Origin of the sequence: Actinomadura rugatobispora (assembly GCF_042656285.1) — a bacterium.
GTDB classification, from domain to species: domain Bacteria; phylum Actinomycetota; class Actinomycetes; order Streptosporangiales; family Streptosporangiaceae; genus Spirillospora; species Spirillospora rugatobispora.
Map to the genome: position 1 here is coordinate 1 of NZ_JBHSON010000100.1, position 19,587 is coordinate 19,587.

General features: G+C 72.7%; 18 protein-coding genes. 6 read left to right on the plus strand and 12 right to left on the minus strand.

The features are described from left to right. Both ACFPZN_RS45685 and ACFPZN_RS45690 read left to right on the plus strand, forming a co-directional pair. On the plus strand, positions 1 to 1,553 hold a 1,553-nt coding region (locus ACFPZN_RS45685; protein WP_378289467.1), incomplete at its 5' end, for a glycoside hydrolase family 3 protein. 133 nt (positions 1,554 to 1,686) lie between these two features. Beyond that, the gene (locus ACFPZN_RS45690; RefSeq protein ID WP_378289469.1) at positions 1,687 to 2,259 is read left to right on the plus strand and encodes a hypothetical protein; all 573 of its coding nucleotides are present in this window, start codon (positions 1,687 to 1,689) and stop codon (positions 2,257 to 2,259) included. A gap of 52 nt (positions 2,260 to 2,311) precedes the next feature. On the opposite strand, the gene ptsP is transcribed toward ACFPZN_RS45690, so the two are convergent. From ptsP to nagA, 7 genes are read right to left on the minus strand one after another with little or no spacing between them, the layout of a single operon-like run. Continuing rightward, on the minus strand, positions 2,312 to 4,006 hold the full coding sequence (gene ptsP, locus ACFPZN_RS45695; protein ID WP_378289471.1) for a phosphoenolpyruvate--protein phosphotransferase: 1,695 nt from the start codon (positions 4,004 to 4,006) through the stop codon (positions 2,312 to 2,314). Beyond that, a complete protein-coding gene (locus tag ACFPZN_RS45700; protein WP_378289473.1) occupies positions 3,999 to 4,271 on the minus strand; it encodes an HPr family phosphocarrier protein in 273 nt (90 codons plus the stop codon). Before ACFPZN_RS45700 ends, ptsP begins: the two co-directional genes overlap by 8 nt. A gap of 40 nt (positions 4,272 to 4,311) precedes the next feature. Next, positions 4,312 to 4,995 carry an HAD family hydrolase gene (locus tag ACFPZN_RS45705; RefSeq protein WP_378289475.1) on the minus strand — a complete coding sequence of 228 codons (684 nt, stop codon included), beginning with the start codon at positions 4,993 to 4,995 and terminating at the stop codon, positions 4,312 to 4,314. After that, positions 4,986 to 5,435: a PTS sugar transporter subunit IIA gene (locus ACFPZN_RS45710; protein ID WP_378289477.1), complete on the minus strand. Its 450-nt coding sequence runs from the start codon at positions 5,433 to 5,435 to the stop codon at positions 4,986 to 4,988. Before ACFPZN_RS45710 ends, ACFPZN_RS45705 begins: the two co-directional genes overlap by 10 nt. Before the next feature lie 26 nt (positions 5,436 to 5,461). Further along, positions 5,462 to 5,761 (minus strand): PTS sugar transporter subunit IIB, encoded by a 300-nt coding sequence (locus ACFPZN_RS45715; RefSeq protein WP_378289536.1) that lies wholly within the window; start codon positions 5,759 to 5,761, stop codon positions 5,462 to 5,464. After that, positions 5,758 to 6,816 (minus strand): SIS domain-containing protein, encoded by a 1,059-nt coding sequence (locus ACFPZN_RS45720; RefSeq protein WP_378289479.1) that lies wholly within the window; start codon positions 6,814 to 6,816, stop codon positions 5,758 to 5,760. The genes ACFPZN_RS45715 and ACFPZN_RS45720 overlap by 4 nt, the downstream gene beginning before the upstream one ends. Continuing rightward, complete coding sequence (gene nagA / locus ACFPZN_RS45725) at positions 6,813 to 7,979, minus strand: N-acetylglucosamine-6-phosphate deacetylase (protein WP_378289481.1); 1,167 nt, start codon at positions 7,977 to 7,979, stop codon at positions 6,813 to 6,815. The genes ACFPZN_RS45720 and nagA overlap by 4 nt, the downstream gene beginning before the upstream one ends. A gap of 387 nt (positions 7,980 to 8,366) precedes the next feature. On the opposite strand from nagA, the gene ACFPZN_RS45730 reads away from it, so the two are divergent. From ACFPZN_RS45730 to ACFPZN_RS45740, 3 genes are all read left to right on the plus strand, one after another. Then, positions 8,367 to 9,107 (plus strand): GntR family transcriptional regulator, encoded by a 741-nt coding sequence (locus ACFPZN_RS45730; protein ID WP_378289483.1) that lies wholly within the window; start codon positions 8,367 to 8,369, stop codon positions 9,105 to 9,107. 60 nt (positions 9,108 to 9,167) lie between these two features. After that, positions 9,168 to 10,553 carry a PTS transporter subunit EIIC gene (locus ACFPZN_RS45735; RefSeq protein ID WP_378289485.1) on the plus strand — a complete coding sequence of 462 codons (1,386 nt, stop codon included), beginning with the start codon at positions 9,168 to 9,170 and terminating at the stop codon, positions 10,551 to 10,553. Positions 10,554 to 10,746: 193 nt separating this feature from the next. After that, positions 10,747 to 11,262: an Rv3235 family protein gene (locus tag ACFPZN_RS45740; RefSeq protein ID WP_378289487.1), complete on the plus strand. Its 516-nt coding sequence runs from the start codon at positions 10,747 to 10,749 to the stop codon at positions 11,260 to 11,262. 163 nt (positions 11,263 to 11,425) lie between these two features. Here the strand turns inward: ACFPZN_RS45740 and secA are convergent, their stop codons facing one another. Continuing rightward, positions 11,426 to 14,377, minus strand: a complete 2,952-nt coding sequence (gene secA, locus ACFPZN_RS45745; protein WP_378289489.1) for a preprotein translocase subunit SecA — start codon at positions 14,375 to 14,377, stop codon at positions 11,426 to 11,428. A gap of 185 nt (positions 14,378 to 14,562) precedes the next feature. On the opposite strand from secA, the gene ACFPZN_RS45750 reads away from it, so the two are divergent. Further along, positions 14,563 to 14,913 carry an HGxxPAAW family protein gene (locus ACFPZN_RS45750; protein ID WP_378289491.1) on the plus strand — a complete coding sequence of 117 codons (351 nt, stop codon included), beginning with the start codon at positions 14,563 to 14,565 and terminating at the stop codon, positions 14,911 to 14,913. Positions 14,914 to 14,950: 37 nt separating this feature from the next. Here ACFPZN_RS45750 and ACFPZN_RS45755 read toward each other — a convergent pair whose 3' ends face one another. The 4 genes from ACFPZN_RS45755 to hpf form a co-directional block, all read right to left on the minus strand. After that, positions 14,951 to 16,141, minus strand: coding sequence for a winged helix-turn-helix domain-containing protein (locus ACFPZN_RS45755; RefSeq protein ID WP_378289493.1), 1,191 nt, complete (start codon positions 16,139 to 16,141; stop codon positions 14,951 to 14,953). Positions 16,142 to 16,374: 233 nt separating this feature from the next. Next, on the minus strand, positions 16,375 to 17,187 hold the full coding sequence (locus tag ACFPZN_RS45760) for a maleylpyruvate isomerase family mycothiol-dependent enzyme (RefSeq protein ID WP_378289495.1): 813 nt from the start codon (positions 17,185 to 17,187) through the stop codon (positions 16,375 to 16,377). 34 nt (positions 17,188 to 17,221) lie between these two features. Beyond that, positions 17,222 to 17,968, minus strand: coding sequence for a response regulator (locus tag ACFPZN_RS45765; RefSeq protein ID WP_464041728.1), 747 nt, complete (start codon positions 17,966 to 17,968; stop codon positions 17,222 to 17,224). Between the two features lie 239 nt (positions 17,969 to 18,207). Continuing rightward, positions 18,208 to 18,897 carry a ribosome hibernation-promoting factor, HPF/YfiA family gene (gene hpf, locus ACFPZN_RS45770; protein WP_378289499.1) on the minus strand — a complete coding sequence of 230 codons (690 nt, stop codon included), beginning with the start codon at positions 18,895 to 18,897 and terminating at the stop codon, positions 18,208 to 18,210. Positions 18,898 to 19,587: the final 690 nt, after the last annotated feature.

Genomic DNA, 19,587 nt, shown 5'->3' on the forward strand with positions numbered 1-19,587 from the left:
CCCCGGGCGCCGGCGCGTCGCTGCCCGCGCCGTCCGCCGCGGCCCCCGCGCCCGGCGCCTGGATCGCCGGACACGTCGCCGAGATGACCCTTGAGGAGAAGGTCGGGCAGCTGTTCGTCCCCACCTTCGCCAGCGCCGCCGACGCCCGGGCCATGATCAAGCGCTACCGCGTCGGCGGGCTCATCTACTTCCCCGCCAACTTCGCCGGCGGCCCCGCCGCGACCGCCCGGCAGTCCAACGCGCTCCAGCAGGCCTCCGAGCTGCCGCTGCTGCTGTCGGTGGACGAGGAGCAGGGCCTGGTCAGCCGGGCGCCGTTCCTCACCCGCTTCCCCGGCAACATGGCGCTGGGCGCCACCCGCGACCCCCAGGACGCCCAGGCCGCCGCCCGGATCACCGGCACCGAGCTGCGCGCGGTCGGGATCAACCAGGACTACGCCCCCGTCGCCGACGTCAACGTCAACCCCGCCAACCCGGTGATCGGCGTCCGCTCGTTCGGGTCCGATCCCGCGCTGGTGTCGCAGCTGCTCACCGCGGCCATCGGCGGCTACCAGTCCGCCGGCGTCGCCGCCACCGCCAAGCACTTCCCCGGCCACGGCGACACCGCCACCGACAGCCACACCGGGCTCCCCGTCATCCCGCACACCCGCGCCGAGTGGGAGCGCGTGGACGCGCCGCCCTTCCAGGCCGCGGTGCGCGCCCGCGTGGACGCCATCATGTCCGCCCACATCGTCGTCCCGGGCCTCGACAGCTCCGGCGACCCCGCCACGCTCTCCAAGACGGTGCTGACCGGGCTGCTGCGGCAGCGGCTGGGCCACCAGGGCGTGATCGTCACCGACTCGCTGCAGATGCAGGGCGCGCGCAGGAAGTACGGCGACGGCGCGGTCGCCGTCCGGGCCGTCAACGCGGGCGCCGACCAGCTCCTCATGCCGCCCCGGCTGGCCACCTCCTACGGGGCCGTGCTGCGCGCGGCGCGCGACGGCACGATCCCGCGCGCCCGCCTCGACGACGCCGTCACCCGGATCCTGCGGCTCAAGGAGGCCCGCGGGCTGTTCCGCGGCACCACCGCCGACCCGGCCCGCGCGGACGCGGTCGTCGGGGCCGCGGCGCACCGCGCCACGGCGCGGCAGATCGCCGAGCGCGCGGTCACGCTGGTGCGCAACGACTCCGGGCTGCTGCCCCTCAGGAACCGGACCGTCCAGGTCATCGGGCCGCGCGGGGACGCCCTCATGGACGCGCTGCGCCGCAACGGCGTCCGGCTCGCCGCGTCCCCGGCGACGGCGGACGTCGTCGTGCTCACCACGCTGAACGCGGGCGCGGCGACCGCGGCGCGGATCCGCTCCCCGGGGCCCAAGCCGGTGGTGGTCGCGGCGCTGGGCAGCCCGTACGACCTCGACCGCTCCACCGGGGCGGCGGCGACGCTGGCGACCTACTCCTCCGGGTCGGCGGCCGTCATGGCGCTGGGCAAGGTGCTGGCGGGCACGGTGAAGCCCGCCGGGAGGCTGCCGGTGAAGGCGGGCGGACGGCCGTTCGGGCACGGGCTCACCTACCAGTAGCGCCGCGGGCGCCGGGCGGTCGTCGACGGCGGGTGATCGGACGCGCACCGAATGCAGTGACCGTGTGGACGGGCGCCCCGGAGCCTGGGAAGATCGCGCGACGGCCGTGCCTCGTATCGCAGCAGGAGGTCCCGTGTTCCCCCGCTCCCCGTTCCGGACGTCCAGGGCGTTCCGGGCGCTCGGCGCGCTCCGGGCCCGCCCGGTGCCGCTCGCGCTGCCGGTCCTGGGCGTGGGCGTGGCGCTCGGCGCGTCCCTCAGCGCGTGCGGAGGGACCGACGAGGTGACCATGCCCCCGCTGACGCCCGAGCCCGGCGACGCGCATCCTGCCGCGACCGCCGCGGCGGCGGCGCCGGCCGCGCGGACGAAGGCCGCCAGGGTGGTGCTCTACAAGTACCTGCGCGGGGTGGCGTCCGGTGACGTCAAGGTGTGCGCCTCCCTGTCGCCCGCCTACGAGCGCGCCACGTTCGGCCGGCCCGGCGGTTGCCGTACGGGACTCGCCCAGGTCAGGAGCAGGCTGCGGGCCGAGGACGTCACCGCGCTGCGCGGCGTGACCGTCCCCGCGGCCGAGGCCGGGCCGGGGGACGGCGAGGTCACCGTGCGCTTCGAGGACCTGCGGTGGAAGACCGCGCCGGCCCGTCCCGGAGGGGTGATCGCGGCCCGGTACACGCTCCAGCTGACCGGGGCCCGCTGGCTCATCATCGGCTGACCGGAACCGGCCAGGGACGGCCCGGCCGGCTCCGGACCCGTCCCCGGCCCTGTCAGAGACCGAGTTCCGGCAGGACGGGCAGCAGGGCCCGGGCGCTCTCCCGCGCCTCCGCGGCCGACCGGGCCGCCCGCGCCGCGCCCGCCGCCGCGCGGCACTGGTCCAGCGTGTGGCGGGCCAGCGCGGCCCGTACCAGCGGAAGCGTGGGCGCGCTCATCGACAGCGACGTCACGCCCAGCCCGACCAGCACGCACGCCAGCGCCGGATCGCCCGCCGCCTCACCGCAGACGCCGCAGCCCTTCCCGGCCTCGCCGGCCGCCCCGGCGGCCATCGCCACCAGGTCGAGCACGGCGGGCTGCCACGGGTCCTGGAACCCGGCGAGCCCGCCGATCTGCCGGTCGGCGGCGCACGCGTACTGGGTCAGGTCGTTGGTGCCGATGCTGAAGAACTCCACCTCCGGCGCCAGGTCGCGGGCGCGCAGCGCCGCCGCGGGCACCTCGACCATGACGCCCGGATACTCGATCCCGGCGTCGCGGCACGCACCGGCGAAGAACGCGGCCTCCGCCGCGTCCGTCACCATCGGCGCCATGACCTCCAGCTTCGCCGACGCCCCGGACGCGGCCCGGGCCAGCGCGGCGAGCTGGCCGCGCAGCACGTCGGGGTGCAGGCGCGCCATCCGCAGCCCCCGCTCGCCCAGCGCCGGGTTGGGCTCCTCCCCGGGCGGCGGCAGGAACGCCAGCGGCTTGTCGGCTCCGGCGTCCAGCGTCCGCACGACCACGCGGCCGTCCGGGAACGCCTCCAGGACCTCCCGGTACGCCCGCTCCTGCTCCTCGTCGCCGGGGGGCGTGGCACGGTCGAGGAACAGGAACTCGGTGCGGTAGAGCCCGACGCCCTCGGCGCCGTTCATCACCGCGGCCTCGACGTCGCGCGGCCCGCCGATGTTGGCCAGCAGCGGCACCCGGTGGCCGTCCGCGGTGGCGCCCGGCCCGGTGACCTCCATCAGCAGCGAGGCACGCGCGGACGCGGCGTCGCGCGCCGCCGCCACCTCCTCGTCGGCCGGGCCGACCAGCACCGTGCCCGCGCCGCCGTCGACCAGCACCCGGGCGCCCTCGGGCAGCCCGGTCGCGCCCGGCAGCGCCACCACGGCGGGCACGCCCATCGTGCGGGCCAGGATCGCGGTGTGGCTGGTCGGGCCGCCCTCCTCGGTCACGAACGCGACCACCAGCGCGGGGTCCAGCAGCGCCGTGTCGGCGGGCGCCAGATCCCGCGCGACCAGCACGAACGGCTCGTCCGACTCCGGCACGCCCGGCATCGGGAGGCCGAGCAGCCGGGCGACCGCGCGGTCGCGGATGTCGTCCAGGTCGGCCACCCGGGCGGCCAGGTACTCCCCCGCCCCGGCGAGCATGTCGCGGTAGACGCCGAACGCCTCGAAGACGGCCCGGGGCGCGGCCGTCCCCTCGTCGACCTTGGCGGCCACCCCGTCGGCCAGGCCCGGGTCGCGGGCCATCAGCGCCTGCGCGCCCAGGACCTCCTGGCCGTCCTTGTTGCCCCGCGCGGCGGCCTGCTCGCCGCGGGCCTCCAGATCGGCGGCGACCGCCTCCAGCGCCGCCAGCGCCCGCTGCTTCTCGGCCGCCGCGTCACCGCCGTGCCGGTCGCCGGCGGGCGGCTCGGGGACCGCGCCGGCGACGGTACGGACCGGGCCCGCCCCGATCCCGGGGCTGACACCGGCGCCCCGCAGCGGCTCAGGCACCCTCGGGCTCCGGCTTGTTCAGCAGCCCCTCCAGACTGTCGAGCAGTTCGTCGGCGCCCTCGCCGTCGGCGCTGATGACGACCTCCTCGCCGTGGCGGGCGTCCAGGCCCAGCACGGCCAGGATGCTCTTGGCGTTCACGGGGGCGCCCCCGCGCCTGGCCACGGTGACGTCCATCGGGGCCTTGGCGGCGGTCTGCACGAACAGCGCGGCCGGCCGCGCGTGCAGCCCCACCTTGGACTCGATCTTGACCTTGCGCTCGGTCACAGCAACTCCCTCGTCATCGCTTCCCGGTACGGCCCGGATCTCATCGGACCGGTCTCATGGGGCCCCGGCCACCGGTCACCCGCAGCGCGGGCCCCGGGACGACGTCCACTTCCTTCAGGTTCGCCACGACGTGATCGGCCCCCGCCAGCGCCTCGGCGGGCAGCGTCGTGGTGACGCCCACGCACGTCATACCCGCGGCCTTCACCGCGGCCACCCCGGCGGGGGCGTCCTCGAAGCCCACGGCCCGCTCCGGCGGCACGCCCAGCCCGGCGCACGCGGCCAGGAACCCCTCGGGGTCGGGCTTGCCCGTCGTCACGTCGTCGGCGGTCACCACGGCCGCGAAGCACTCGCGCAGCCCCAGCTCGCTCAGCAGGCCCTCGGCGTACGGGCGCTGCCCCGAGGTCGCCACGCCCAGCGGGACGCCCTCCCGGTGCAGCGCCCGCACCAGGTCGGCCGCCCCCGGCACCGGCGCCACCGCGGGCGCCCCCGGGCCGTGCTCGTACGAGATCGCCTGCTGGTACAGCTCCTCGACGCCGCGGCCCGGGAACAGGTGCAGCAGCTCGGCCAGCACCTCCCGGCCGCGCCGCCCGGCGAACGAGGCGATCACCGCCGGGTCGTGCGCGGCGCCGTGCTCCTCGAACAGCCAGGTCCACATCACGCGGTTCCGCGGCTCGGTGTCGATCAGCGTGCCGTCCAGGTCGAAGACGGCGGCGCTCAGCTCCACACGAAAAGCTCGGCCCCCCTCTCGACCGCACCGGACTCCACCACCTGGCTGAGGGCGTCGGCGCCGGCGTCCAGCGCCACCACCGCGGTCACCGGCGACCGGCCGCCCGCCTCGATCTCGGCGGGGTTCCAGCCGACCAGCGGCTGGCCCGCGACCACCTGGTCGCCCTCGGCGGCGAGCAGCTGGAAGCCCGCGCCCTTCAGCTGCACGGTGTCCACGCCCAGATGGACGAGCACGCCGTGGCCCTCCGCGTCGACGACCACGAACGCGTGCGGATGCAGCTTGACGATCTTGCCGTCCACCGGGGACAGCGCCTGGCCGGGACCGCGCTCGGGGTCGATCGCGGTGCCCGGGCCCACCATGGCCTGCGCGAACACGGGGTCGGGCACGCCGGCCAGCCCCACCGCCCGGCCGCCGACCGGGGAGAGAACACGCGTCATTGCTCCGGACTCCTTCGGTCGGGGGGTCAGTCCAGGATGTCCTCGATGTCGCTGGCGATGGTGTCGGCCTCGGGGCCCACCACCACCTGCACGACCCGGCCGCTGCGCATCACGCCGAACGCCCCGGCCGCCTTCAGCGCCGCGTCGTCGACCTTGGCGGCGTCCGCGACCTCGGTGCGCAGCCGGGTGGCGCAGGGCTCGATCTCGACGATGTTGTCGGCGCCGCCCAGCGCCGCGAGGATCGCCTCGGCCTTGTCCATGTTCACTCCGTTTTCTCTTGCGCGGATCGGGGCCCCACGGCGGAGGCGGGGGTTCCGGACGGTCAGTCGGTCTGGGTCACCTTGTTGAGGCCGCGCGGGACGTCGGGGTCGACGCCGAGCTCGCGGGCCAGCCGTTCCACCAGGATCTGCCCCGGCACGATCAGCCCGAGCGGGGCGACCCACTCGGGCAGGGACGGACCCGGCAGCGACCGCGAGCACGCCTCGGCGAGCCCCCGTCCACCCCCCACACCGTACGCGCGGGCGCCCGCCCCGCGGACCCGGTGCGCCAGCGCGATCGTGCCCTGCAGGGTCGGGCCGGACTCGGCCGCCACCAGCAGCGCCGGGGTCCGGTCGTCCACGACGGCGATCGGGCCGTGCAGCAGGTCGGCGTACGACAGGCCCATCGCGTGCAGGTAGCAGGCTTCCTTGATCTTGAGGGCGAGTTCCAGCGCGGTGCCGAACGCGATGCCGCGGCCCGACACGACCGCGCCCTGCACCTCGGCCAGCTCCGCGGCGATCGCGGGCAGCTCCTCGGACGCCTCGGTCAGCGCGATCAGCCGCCCCACCTCGTCCGGGACGCGGCGCAGGTCGTCCGCGTCCGCCCCCTCGCCGGGCCCGAGGCCGAGGCCGAGCACCGCCAGCGCGGCGAGCTGGGTGGTGTAGGTCTTGGTCGCCGGGACGGCCAGCTCCTCGCCCGCGTCGGTGACCAGCGCGACCTCGGCGGCCTCGGCCAGCGGCGAGCTCGCGCCGTTGGTGATCGCCACGGTCCGGGCGCCGCAGCCGGCCGCCCAGTCCAGCGTCTCCACGATCTCCTCGGTCTTGCCGGACTGGCTGATCGCCACCGCCAGCACCCCCGACAGGTCCAGCCTGCGGCCGTAGGCGGTCGCGATGGACGGCGCCGCCAGCGTGCCCAGCCGCCCGGCGTGCGACTCCACCAGGTAGCGGCCGTACACGGCGGCGTTGTCGGACGAGCCCCGCGCGATGAACAGCACCTGCCGCGACTCGCGCGCCAGCGCCGCGATCTCCGGCCGCCGCGGCAGGAGGCCGTCGATCGTGCGGCGCAGCGCCTCGGGCTGCTGCCCGATCTCGGTGCGCATCCGGGTCGGGCCGGTCGTGGTCATGATGCCCCTCCGAAGACTCTCTCCCCGGCGATCCAGGTGGCATGCGCCCGGTGGTCGGGCCCCAGCCACACCAGGTCGGCCGCCGCGCCGGGGGCGATGCGGCCCAGGTCGGTCCGGCCGATCAGGTCGGCCGGGACGCGGGTGGCGGCGTCGACCGCGGTGACCGGGTCGACGCCGATCGCGACCGCGTTGGCGACCGCCTCGTCCAGCCGCAGCCCGGAGCCGGCGATGGTGCCGTCGGCGCGCAGCGGCGGGCCCTCGGCGGGCATCGTGATCGGCTCGCCGCCGAGCTCGTAGGTGCCGGGCGGCATCCCGGCGGACGCCGCGGCGTCGGTGACCAGCACGGTCCGTCCGGCCGCGGCCCGGAACACCATCCGGCAGACGGGCGCCGCCACGTGGTGCAGGTCGACGATGAGACCGGGGCTCAGCCGGTCGTCGATGAGCGCCTGCACGGCCACGCCCGGGTCGCGGTGGTGGACGCCGGACTGCGCGTTGAAGATGTGGGTGACCTTGCGGGCCCCGGCGTCGGCGGCGGCCGCGACCTGGTCGGCGGTGGCGTCGCTGTGGCCCACGCTGACCAGCACGCCCGCGGCGGCCAGGGTGCGGATCGCCGCCGGCGCGCCGTCCCGTTCGGGGGCGAGCGTGACCAGCCTGACCAGCCCGGTCTCCAGCAGCGTCGCGACGGCCTCGGGGGTGGGGTCGGTGAGCCAGTCGGCGTTGTGCGCGCCCTTGCGCTCGGCCGACAGGAACGGCCCCTCCAGATGGACGCCCAGCACGCGGGTGCCGTCCTTGGGCAGGCCGGGCAGCAGGTCGCGGGCGCGGCGCAGCGCGGCGGCCTGGATCTCGACGGGCGCGGTGATGAACGTGGGCAGGAACGCGGTGACGCCGGTCTCGGGCAGCCGCCGGACGACCGTGTGCCAGCCGGTCTCGTCGGCGTCCACCAGGTCGTGCCCGTAGAACCCGTTCACCTGCAGGTCGACCAGGCCGGGGGCCAGCAGCCCGCCCTCCAGGTCGACCGCGGGCGCGCCCGCGGGGCGTCCCTCGCCGACCTCGGTGATCACTCCGTTCTCCACGCGGACGTATCCCGGGGACAGGACGCGGGTGGGACCGCCGTCCCCGGGAGAAGTGATCAAACTGCTCGCGGTGATGAGGAGTGATGCCATGCGTGCGCACTCTCTGTCCCGCCGCGCCGGCGGCCGACTGGTCAGGTACTGGTCTAGTCCGGACTAGACCAGTACGCACCATACTCCACGAAAGAGATGGAGCGACAGATAGCGCGACGTAACAGCTCGGCGTCGCGTCCGGACCGGCACCGGCCCGGGGCGGCGCCCGGGGGGCCCGGCCGCCCGACGTCCGGCCCGCCTTCCGCCGACCGGCTGTGACCTGCGAATTCTCCGATCTTGGCGGGCCCGTGACGCGATCCGGCCGTTATCCTTTCGTGCATTGACAGGGCTTCGAGGGCTGTGGTCTAGTCCGGCCTAGACCAGCACTAACAAGGCGAAGACGGCGAACCGGTAACTCCACTCATCGGCCCGGCCACGAGGAAGCCCGTGACGACCATCGACCCGCACAGCCCGGTGCCCAAGTACTTCCAGCTCCGGGCCATCCTGCTCGACATGATCGAGGGCTCGGAGCTGCCCGTCGACGCTCCGATCCCCTCCGAGCGCGAGCTGTGCGGCCGCTACGGGCTGTCCCGGATGACCGTGCGGCAGGGCGTCGACCAGCTCGTCTCGGAGGGACGGCTCTACCGCGTCCCGGGCAAGGGCACCTTCGTGGCCAGGCCCAAGATCGAGATGCCGCTGCGGCTCGTCTCGTTCACCGAGGACATGCTGGCCCGCGGGCTGCGGCCGGGCGCGGTCGACCTCGACCGCCGCACCGTCCCCGCCGACGCCAGGCTCGCCCGCATCTTCGAGGTCGAGCCGGGCACCCCCGTCCACGTCATCGAACGGCTGCGCACCGCCGACGGCGAGCCGATGGCGCTGGAACGTTCGCACATCCTCGCCTCCCTGGCCCCCGACCTGCTCGACCGCAGGCTGGCCGACCGCTCCCTGTACGGGGTCCTGGAGGCGGTCTACGGACTGGTCTTCGACGCCGGCGACCAGACCATCGACGCCGGGCTGGCCGACGCCGCCGAGGCCAGGCACCTGCAGATCTCCCGGGGCAGCGCCGTGCTGCTCCTGCAACGCCGCTCCTACTCCGGAGGTGTCTGCGCCGAACTGGGCGTGTCGACCTACCGGGCCGACCGCTACCAGGTCCACACGGCCCTCGGAAACCCGCCCAAGCGCACCTAGCCCCAGACGCCGACCGGTTCGGAACCCCCAGGAAGAACCCCGGTATTGGAGGAACCCCTGATGAGTTCGACAACCGCAGTGGACGGGAGCGCTGCGCCACGCCGAGGGTCGAGCGCCCTCGCCGTGCTGCAGCGCATCGGGCGCAGCCTCATGCTGCCGATCGCCGTGCTGCCGGCCGCCGCCCTGCTGCTCCGGCTGGGCCAGGCCGACATGCTCGGCAAGGACGGGCTCGGCTGGAACGAGGTCGCCAACGTCGTCGGCAACGCCGGCGACGCGCTGTTCGCCGCGCTACCGCTGCTGTTCGCGGTCGGCGTGGCCATCGGGTTCGCGCGCAAGGCCGACGGCTCCACCGCGCTCGCCGCCGTGGTCGGCTACCTCGTCTTCGACCGGGTGTCGAAGGTGATGTTCTCCTACAGCGACGAGCTCAAGGGCAAGGTCCTCATCACCAAGGTCGTCGACGGGGCGCCGACCGAAGTGATCGACTGGGGCGCCAAGAACCCCACCGACGTGCTGGGCGGCATCCTCATCGGCGTCCTGGCCGCGCTGCTCTACCAGCGGTTCTACCGGATCAAGCTGCCCACCTGGCTGGCCTTCTTCGGCGGCCGCCGGTTCGTGCCGATCATCACCGCGGTCGCCGCGCTCGGCCTGGGCGTCGTCATCGGGTTCCTCTGGCCGGTCCTCGGCGCCTGGCTGACCGACTTCGGCAACTGGCTCACCGGCGCGGGCGCGGCCGGCGCCGGCATCTACGGAGTGGTCAACCGGCTGCTGCTGCCGTTCGGCCTGCACCACATCCCCAACTCGCTGATCTGGTTCGTGTTCGGCGACTACCAGGGCCCCGACGGCGTGGTGCACGGCGAGATCAACCGCTACCTGGCCGGCGACCCCGACGCGGGCGGCTTCCTCGCCGGATTCTTCCCGGTGCTGATGTTCGGCCTGCCCGGCGCGGCCCTGGCCATCTGGCGGGCGGCGCCCGCGCACCGGCGGCCCGCGGTCGGCGGCATCATGATCTCCGCCGCGCTCACCGCGTTCGTCACCGGCGTCACCGAGCCGATCGAGTTCGCGTTCATGTTCGTCGCCCCGGTCCTGTACGCGGTGCACGTCGTGCTGACCGGCATCTCGATGGCGCTGCTGGAGGCCGCCGGAGCCCAGCTCGGCTTCAGCTTCTCCGCGGGCGGCATCGACTTCCTGCTCAACATGACCAAGGACAACACCAAGGGACTGCCGCTGATCGTGGGGCTCGGAGTGATCTACTTCGTGCTCTACTACGTGATCTTCAAGTTCCTCATCGAGAAGTTCGACTTCGCCACCCCGGGACGGGAACCCGAGGGCGAGGAGTCGGTGGCCGCCGATCCCGGCGCGTCACCGGAACTGGCCGGCGCCGGAAAGACGGACAAGCGCCCGAAGGGCGGCACCGAGGCCAGGCCGGCCGCGGAGGACACCACCTGACGGACCTTCCCCCAAAAGCGGGCCCTCCTTCCTCCCACACTTTCGGGAGGGCCCGCTCCGGAACGGCGGCGGGCGTCCCCACACAACGCCCGCCGCCGTTCTCCGTGCGCGGATGACCGGATACGGCCAGCCGGTATCGGCCTCCCCGCCTTGCGCTCTGGTGAGCGATTCCTCACCGCCAGGAGGCGCCTTCATGCCCGACCGCCGTCACCGTTCCCGAGCCGAACTCCGTCCCGGCACGTCCAGCCCGGCCGCCCGGCGGCTCACCGTCGTGCGCATCGTCCAGGACGGTGGCGCGCCCGCCACGGACGGCTCCCTGGCTCTGGCACGGCAGGCGCCGCCCGAGGCACCGCGAAGACCGCACCTCTCCCTGGTCGGCGACGACGACCGCCGCCCGTCCCACGAGGAGGAGGCGGCGGCCATCGTGCGGCTCGTCCTGGAAGTCCTGGCCGGCACCCGACCGCCGCGCCACCTCGCCGAGCGCGCCGTCCCGGACGTGTGGCAGGCCCTGGCCGCACGGCGGCGCGGGCCGATCACGCCTCCGCGCATCGCCCGGACACTGCTCCAGGAGCCGACGCCAGGGGTGCTGGAAATCGCGGCGGTGGTCGTCCTGAACGGCCGCACCCACGCACTCGCGCTACGCCTGGACCACCACCGCGGCCGCTGGCGGTGCACCGCCATAGAGACCACAGCAATACAACGGCCATAAACCGGCAGTCAGAAAGAAAGCGACGCCCCAGGTTAAGAGACGGCCGTGAAGAAGCGGCCATCAGGGAAAGCGACGGCGGGCTCCCGGGATATGCATCCCCGAAGGCCGCCGCCTTTCCGTCCTCACGCCCCCGCTTCACACCGGGGCGGCCTGCCGAACGCCCCTACTTGTTGCGGGGGTCGCCGTGGCAGCGCTTGAACTTCTTGCCCGAACCGCACGGGCACGGGTCGTTCCGGGAGACACCGGCGTACTCGTCCGGAGCGTCCTCGCTGTGGTGCTCGACGCCGCCCTCACCGTCGACGGTCGGCGCGGAGTACTCCAGCTTCTTCGCCCGCTTCGGCTTGTCGAGCCCCTTGGCGCGGATGACGGGGGCCTCGGTCTCCTCCTCGTCGGAGGGCACGGTGTCCTTCTCGCCCTTGGCGAGCGACACCTCCTCGTCCTCGTCCTCGTCCGCGGGCGCCTTCGCCGGGGCGGTCGTGGAGACCTCGATGACCTTGGTGCCGACCACCGGGGACTCCGGCTGCTCCTCCACCTCCACCTCGAGGTTGAAGAGGTAGCCGACCGACTCCTCCTTGATGCCGTCGAGCATGGCGTTGAACATGTCGTAGCCCTCGCGCTGGTACTCCACCAGCGGGTCGCGCTGCGCCATGGCCCGCAGGCCGATGCCCTCCTGCAGGTAGTCCATCTCGTACAGGTGCTCGCGCCACTTGCGGTCGAGCACCGACAGCACCACGCGCCGCTCCAGCTCGCGCATGACCTCCGCGCCGAGCTCCTCCTCGCGCTTGTCGTACGACGCCTGCGCGTCCTCGCGGATCTTCTCCGCCAGCGTCTCGGCGTCCAGCCCGGAGATCTCCCCGCCGACCTCCTCGACCAGGTCGTCCACCGCCACCGAGATGGGGTAGAGCTGCTTGAACGCCTTCCAGAGCTTGTCCAGGTCCCATTCCTCGGCGAAGCCCTCGCCGGTGGCGCCCGCCACGTAGCCGTCCACGACCTCGTCGATCATGTTGCGGACCTGCTCGTGGAGGTCGGCGCCCTCCAGCACCTTGCGGCGCTCGGCGTAGATGACCACGCGCTGCCGGTTCAGCACCTCGTCGTACTTCAGAACGTTCTTGCGCATCTCGAAGTTCTGCTGCTCGACCTGGCTCTGCGCCGAGCGGATCGCATTCGAGACGATCTTGGACTCGATCGGGACGTCGTCCGGGATGTTCAGCCGCGTCATGATCGACTCGACCCGGGCGGAGTTGAAGAGCCGCATCAGGTCGTCCTCCAGCGACAGGTAGAACCGGGATTCGCCCGGGTCGCCCTGCCGGCCGGAACGACCGCGCAGCTGGTTGTCGATCCGCCGCGACTCGTGCCGCTCGGTGCCCAGCACGTACAGGCCGCCCGCCTCGACGACCTCCTCGTGCTCGCCCTTCACGGCCTCCTTGGCCTTCTCCAGCGACTCCGGCCAGGCCGCCTCGTACTCCTCCGGAGTCTCCAGCGGCGACAGCCCGCGCTGGTGCAGCTCCAGGTCGGCGCGGAAGTCGGGGTTGCCGCCGAGCATGATGTCGGTGCCGCGGCCGGCCATGTTCGTCGCCACGGTGACCGCGCCCTTGCGGCCCGCCTCCGCGACGATCGCCGACTCCTGCTCGTGGTGCTTGGCGTTCAGCACCTGGTGCGGGACGCCGCGCCGCTTGAGCATCTTGCTCAGCCGCTCCGACTTCTCCACCGACGTGGTGCCGACCAGGACCGGCTGGCCCTTCTCGTGCCGCTCGGCGATGTCGTCGACGCACGCCTCGAACTTGGCCTGCTCGGTCTTGTAGACCACGTCCGCGACGTCGTCGCGGACCATCGGCCTGTTCGTCGGGATCGGCACGACCCCGATCTTGTAGGTCTTGTTGAACTCGGCCGCCTCGGTCTGGGCGGTACCGGTCATCCCGCTGAGCTTGCCGTACAGCCGGAAGTAGTTCTGCAGGGTGATCGTGGCGAGCGTCTGGTTCTCGTCCTTGATGGGCACGCCCTCCTTGGCCTCGATGGCCTGGTGCATGCCCTCGTTGTAACGCCGGCCGTGCAGGATGCGGCCGGTGAACTCGTCCACGATCAGGACCTCGCCGTTCATGACGACGTAGTCCTTGTCGCGCTTGTACAGCTCCTTGGCCTTCAGCGCGTTGTTCAGGAAGCTGACCAGCGGCGTGTTCACCGAGTCGTAGAGGTTGTCGATGCCGAGCCAGTCCTCGACCTTCTCCACGCCGGACTCGGTGATGCCGACCGTGCGCTTCTTCTCGTTCACCTCGTAGTCGCCGGGGCCGTACTGGTCGACCTGCCCGGCGGTGCTGACCAGCTCGGCCCGCTTCAGCCGCGGCACGATCTTGGAGAACTCGCCGTACCACTTGGAGTTCTGCTCGGCCGGCCCGGAGATGATCAGCGGGGTCCGGGCCTCGTCGATCAGGATGGAGTCGACCTCGTCGACGACGGCGTAGTAGTGCTCGCGCTGGACGAGCTCCTCCAGGCTCCACGCCATGTTGTCGCGCAGGTAGTCGAACCCGAACTCGTTGTTCGTGCCGTAGGTGATGTCGCAGTTGTAGGCCACCCGGCGCTCGTCCGGAGTCATCTGCGGGAGGATGACACCGACCTCGAGGCCCAGGAACTGGTGGATGCGGCCCATCCACTCGGCGTCGCGCTTGGCCAGGTAGTCGTTCACCGTGACCACGTGCACGCCCTTGCCGGCCAGCGCGTTGAGGTACGCCGGGAGCACGCAGGTGAGGGTCTTGCCCTCACCGGTCTTCATCTCGGCGATGTTCCCCAGGTGCAGCGCGGCGCCGCCCATGACCTGCACGTCGTAGTGGCGCTGGCCCAGTACGCGGCGGGCGGCCTCACGGGCGGTCGCGAAGGCGTAGGGCAGGAGCTCGTCCAGGACTTCCTTCTCGGCGTCCTTCTCGGACTTGCCCTTGTCGGTGAGCTTCGCCACCTCCTCGGCGAACTCTTCCCGGAACTTCTCGGTCTGCTCGCGCAACTCGGCGTCGCTCATCTCGAGGTAGTCGTCCTCGATCGAGTTGACCTGATCCGCGAGCTTCTTGAGCTTGCGCAGGATTTTTCCTTCGCCCGCACGAAGGATCTTATCGATGACTGGCGGCACTCTCGGAGGCTCCTTGCAGATCGTGGGTCACCGCTCCCGGCGGTACGCACACCACACGTACGATGCCCATCGTAGGCGAGACCCAGAATGGTCTAGGTCACGTCGCGACGCAATCCACAGCGCGTCCCGTTTGACCCGGCGGGTCGGAGGAAGATCTGTCGGTGCAGATCCGAGGGAGCGTGAGCATGACCGAGAAAACGCACGACGACCACCACGGCTCGCACGCGGGCCGCCCCAGCTCGTGGATCGCGGTCGGCATCATGGTCGCCGGCTTCATCGTCGGCGGCGTGGCACTGTGCGTCGGCCCGTCCTGGATCATGTTCTGGGCCGGGGTCGCGATCGTCGTCGTCGGCTTCATCGTGGGCGGAGCGGTCCACATCTTCTCCGACGTGGTGGTGGACGCCCCCCGCGTCATCCCGGAGATCGTCGACTACTCCGTCTTCGGCGGCCGCACCACCAAGCGCCGCGGCGGCGCCGCCGGAGAGACCCTGGACAAGCCCAGCGCCACCGACCCCCAGACCCACCCCCACGGCTGAACCCCGCCCCCGGCCGCAAAGCCGGGGGCGTTCTCCCCTACCCGGGCGTGTCGAGCCCCAGCGCCGACAGGGCCGTACCCGCCTCAACCGGGTGAATCCGCTCGACACGCACGTCATCGCAGCCGACCCAGGACGCGGCCTGCCGCAACGCCGTGCGCAGCGCCGCCACCGACGCCTCCGCACGAGCGGCCGTCCTGGTCGCCCACGGCTCGAACGACACCTGCCTGGCGACGAGCGTGCGGCCCTCGCGGCCCGGGTCGACCCGTCCGATCAACCTTCCACCGGCCAGGAGCGGCATCACGAAGTACCCGTGGACCCGCTTCGCCTTGGGCACGTACGCCTCCAGCCGGTGATCGAACCCGAACACCCGCGACGTCCGGGCCCGATCCCACACCAGGGAGTCGAACGGCGACAGCAGCGTCGTCGCGTGCCGCCCCCGCACCGGCGCCCCCAGCGCCTCCGGGTCGGCCCACGCCCCGTTCTTCCACCCCTCGACCCGCACCGGGACGAGCCCCGCGGCCTCCACGACCTGCTCGACCTGGTCGGCCTTGATCCGGTAGTAGTCCGCCAGATCCGCGCGCGACCCCACGCCCAGCGCCCGCCCCGTCCGCTCCACCAGCCGCGTCAGGCACTCCGCGTCGTCGGGCTCCCGCTCGAGGAGCCGCGCCGGGACGGCCCGCTCGGCCAGGTCGTACACGCGCCGCCACCCGACCCTGCGGACGCACACCACCTCGCCGATGTCCAGCAGCCACTCGATCGCGATCTTCTGGTCGCTCCACTGCCACCAGTCGCCGCCCGCCTTCGCCCCGCCGAGCTCCTTGGTGGTGAGCGGGCCGTCCACCCGGAGCCGCTTGAGGATGTCGCCGGTCACGCCCTCGGGAACCTTGTGCCAGCGCCACCCCCGCCGCCGGTACGCCCTGCGCCGGAAGGCGAACAGCGGCCAGTCCTCCATCGGCAGCACCGACGCGGCGTGCGCCCAGTACTCGAAACCCGTCCCGTCGCCCCAGTAGGCCGCCTCCACCGCGTCCCGCCCGACCGGGCCGAGCCGCGCGTAGGGCACCAGCTCGTGCGAGCGCGCCAGCACGGAGATCGTGTCGAGCTGCACGGCCCCAAGCCCGCCCAGCAGCCCCTTGACCCCGCCACCGCGCCGGAACCCCTGCCCGAGCAACCCCTGCGCCCGCAACTGAAGCCGCCGCACCTCGTCCGCCGTCAGCTCGATCTCGTCCACGCCCGCGATGCTAAAGCACAACACCGACAAACCAACATTGCCGGTTGCCCTCACCCACCCGCCACGCGGAGCGGCAGGGCGAACTGAACATGAGTGCTTGTCGAAGTGGGTGCTGGCTCGGCTTGGTCGGCGGGAGTGCCCGTCGGCGCAAAGGGTCCAGTGGGGGGCGCCAGAGTGCGGAGGCGGCTAAGTGAGCCGTGGCGTGCCGCCGAGGGCGGGTGCGTGTCCGGTTTTCAGGGGCCTGCGAAGGCGGGGGCTGCTGCCAGGAGGTGGTGGGCGAGGGTCGGGTCGCCCTCTATGGCGGCGTCCACCTCGGCGGGGGTGCGGCGGTCGGCGGCCAGCATGCAGAAGTCCAGGACGTCCAAGCGAAGCGTTGTTCGCGGGTGGTCGTCTCCGAGCGGGACGAGCCAGTCGCCGCCGCCCGGGCCTTCGAGTAGGACGCGCGCCGTCCCCGTGGTCTCGATCCCGCGGGCGGCGAGGGCGGCGGGGAGGGAGCGGACGCCCAGGTCGGCGATGGCGTGCAGGTGGTCGGGCAAGGGGACGGGCAGGCTTCGCCGGACGGCGGCGGCGATGTCCGTGGCGTGGACCCAGGTCTCGAACGCGCGGGCGACCACGGCGTTCTCCAGGCGTAGCGGCTGGCGGATCCAGACCTTGTCAGGGGTGCCGGGGCCGGTCAGGCGGGTGCAGAGGTCGCGGGCGTGCCGGCGCCAGGCGGTGCGGGTCTCCTCGGGGCTGTGCGCGCGCTCGGAGGTGATCGCGGCGGCGGTACGGGCGTCGACGTCCGACTCGGGCGGGCGCTCGCCGCTGAGCTGGTCGGCCAGGAGGCGGTCGGTGGCCATGAGGTGCGCCACCACGTCTTGCACGTTCCAGTCGTAGATGACCACGGCCGACCAGTCGGGCCCGTCGAGCTCGGCCAGCAGGACGTCCAAGGTGGAGACCTGGGCCGCGTACGGCGCGATGTGCCCGGGAAGAGGGCCCACCGGGGGCCTTCGCCGGAAGGCGGCGCCGAGGATTCCGGCCCTGAGCGCCGCCGGTGTCTCATCCACGGCCCCGCCCGGTGGTCGTCATGGGAGGTTCCCCTCAGGTGATCTCGAGGAGCTTCTCCCGGACCGCGTAGACCACGGCCTCCATCCGGGAGTGCAGCTGCAGCTTCTCCAGGATGTTGCGGACGTGGTTCTTCACGGTGTTCTCGGAGATGAACAGCTCGCGCGCGATCTCCCGGTTGCCCAGGCCGCGGGCGACCAGCCGGAGCACCTCCATCTCCCGGTCGGTGAGGCGGGGCGCGGGGACCTGCTGGGTGCGCTCCTCGCTGCGCTTGGCGAGCGCGGCGAACTCGGTGATCAGTTTGGACGCCATCGAGGGGCTGATCAGCGACTGGCCGCCGTGCACGGCGCGCACCGCCTGCGGGACCTCGTCGATGGAGATCTCCTTGAGCAGGTAGCCGCTGGCGCCGGCCTTGATGGCCTCGAAGAGGTCCTCCTCCTCGTCGCTGATCGTCAGCATCACGATCTTGGCGCTGGGCGCCGCGTCCTTGATGGCGGTGCAGGCCTCGATGCCGCTGCGGCGCGGCATCCGGATGTCCATGAGGACGACGTCGGGCAGCAGGTCGCCGGCCATCTCGACGGCCTCGTGACCGTCCCCGCCCTCGCCGATGACCTCGATGTCGTCCTCGCCCTGCAGGACCATCTCCAGGCCGCGGCGGAACAGCGCGTGGTCGTCCACGATGAGGACGCGGATGGGGTCGGTGCCCTCGCCGGCCTTGGTGTCGCCGGCGGCGGCCTGACGGGGCACCGCTGCGGCGCCGCGAGCCTGGGGATTCTCGCTCACCTGAGTCGCGGCGTGGAGGTACGCCGCTTCCCCCCTTCGGTTTCGGTGGTCTCGGGTCGTGCGGAGGGGTGCGCGGGCGGGCGGGTCCGGGGCGGGATCGCCCGCCGAGGGCCCGCTCCGCGGGCGCGCACTCGGCACACGACCCCTCGCCCCCGGACCACCGCGTCCGCGGCTTGCTTCGAGTTACGCCTTTCTAGATCATGGCACGCTCTTGGCGGTGACGTGGCGCATGTGCCACATCACTCTTCGACAAGGCGGATGACGCCGTAGTCCCAGCCTCTCCTCCTGTATACGACGGAGGGGTGCCCTGTGGCCTTGTCCCGGAAGAGGAAAAAGTCGTGACCGACCAATTCCATCTCGAAAAGGGCCTGTTCGATGCCCATCTGCTCGGCTTCGTGGAACTTCTCGCGGACGATGAGGGGGCCTTCGCCCTCCATGGGGATCGGGACGAGCTGCTCGTCCATCGCCGAGTCGACCGCCTCGTAGGCGTCGGCCTCGGCCTCCTCGGGGGCGGCCGCCGCCTTCGCGGAGTTCTTCGGCGACTGCTGCGGTGCCGGTACGGCGTCGGCGGTGGTGTCGGGGAGCGCCTCCATCATGGCGAGCTTGGCCGGGGCCCGGCTGCCGTGGTGCACCTTCCTGCGGTCGCTCTCCCGGCGCAGCCTGGACTCCAGCTTGTCCAGCGCCAGATCGAGGGCTCCGTAACGGTCGTCGGCCGCCGCCTCGGCCCGGATCACCGGGCCGCGTGAGCGAATGGTCAGCTCCACCCGCTCCCGCTGGTCGGCGAGGCGCGGATTGCGTTCCTGCGACACCTCCACGTCCACGCGCCTGACCTTGGTGGCGAGTCGTTCGATCTTGGCCAGTTTCGTGTCGACGTGACGCCGGAACCTGTCGTTGACGTCGGTGTGACGGCCCCTCACGATGATGTCCACGCGAGAACCCCCTTCTCCCGATTGCGTTGTCCACCCGTCCCGCCGCCGTTGGCGCGCGGAACGAACACCGCGACCCGATGGGGTCGCACCCGCCCGGCCGACCTGGTCTTCGTCCCCACATCCGCCTGCTGAGGGGCTCGCGGCGCTCTCGCCACTACTGCCCTTCTCCCTGTGCGGGGGATGTCGGATCCCCCGCCGGGGCAGGACTCACCTCTAAGGCGCACCGTGATCGGTCGACGAGAAGTCGCCTTACGTGGGCCGTTTCGCCTGCGCCTGGCATCGGCTTGCCGGACCGCCTGCCGTGCTCTCGACGAGCACTGCGATCCGACGCAACCACGGACCCGGGCGGGTGCCATGTCAGGAACGCTAACCCCTTACGCCTCGAATGTCAGGGGGGTGGGGCGAGGAAATACTCACGGACCGTTATCGGGAAGGCCTTCCACACCGCGTCCGGCCCCGGGGGGCCCGCTCACGAGCAGTGAATCCACGTGACCGCAGCGCATGGGAGCACCTCCTCCCGACGCAGGTCATAACCACCTGACCAGCGGGTTAGTTCGGCGAACCTGTACCGCCCACCGGGTCTGCCAAGACGCTCGACGGGCCCGCATCCACGGACAAGCCCCGTCAGGCCGGGCATCCCAGCTACGTTAGGTAACTATCCACCTCACAACCTTGTTCGTTGGCATATTC

Excerpts from the sequence above, each read along its gene's own strand:
- ACFPZN_RS45710 (WP_378289477.1), bottom strand. The coding sequence starts at position 5,435 with ATGACGCGTGTTCTCTCCCCGGTCGGCGGCCGGGCGGTGGGGCTGGCC.
- ACFPZN_RS45720 (WP_378289479.1), bottom strand. The coding sequence starts at position 6,816 with ATGACCACGACCGGCCCGACCCGGATGCGCACCGAGATCGGGCAGCAG.
- nagA (WP_378289481.1), bottom strand. The coding sequence starts at position 7,979 with ATGGCATCACTCCTCATCACCGCGAGCAGTTTGATCACTTCTCCCGGG.
- ACFPZN_RS45735 (WP_378289485.1), top strand. The coding sequence starts at position 9,168 with ATGAGTTCGACAACCGCAGTGGACGGGAGCGCTGCGCCACGCCGAGGG.
- ACFPZN_RS45740 (WP_378289487.1), top strand. The coding sequence starts at position 10,747 with ATGCCCGACCGCCGTCACCGTTCCCGAGCCGAACTCCGTCCCGGCACG.
- ACFPZN_RS45750 (WP_378289491.1), top strand. The coding sequence starts at position 14,563 with ATGACCGAGAAAACGCACGACGACCACCACGGCTCGCACGCGGGCCGC.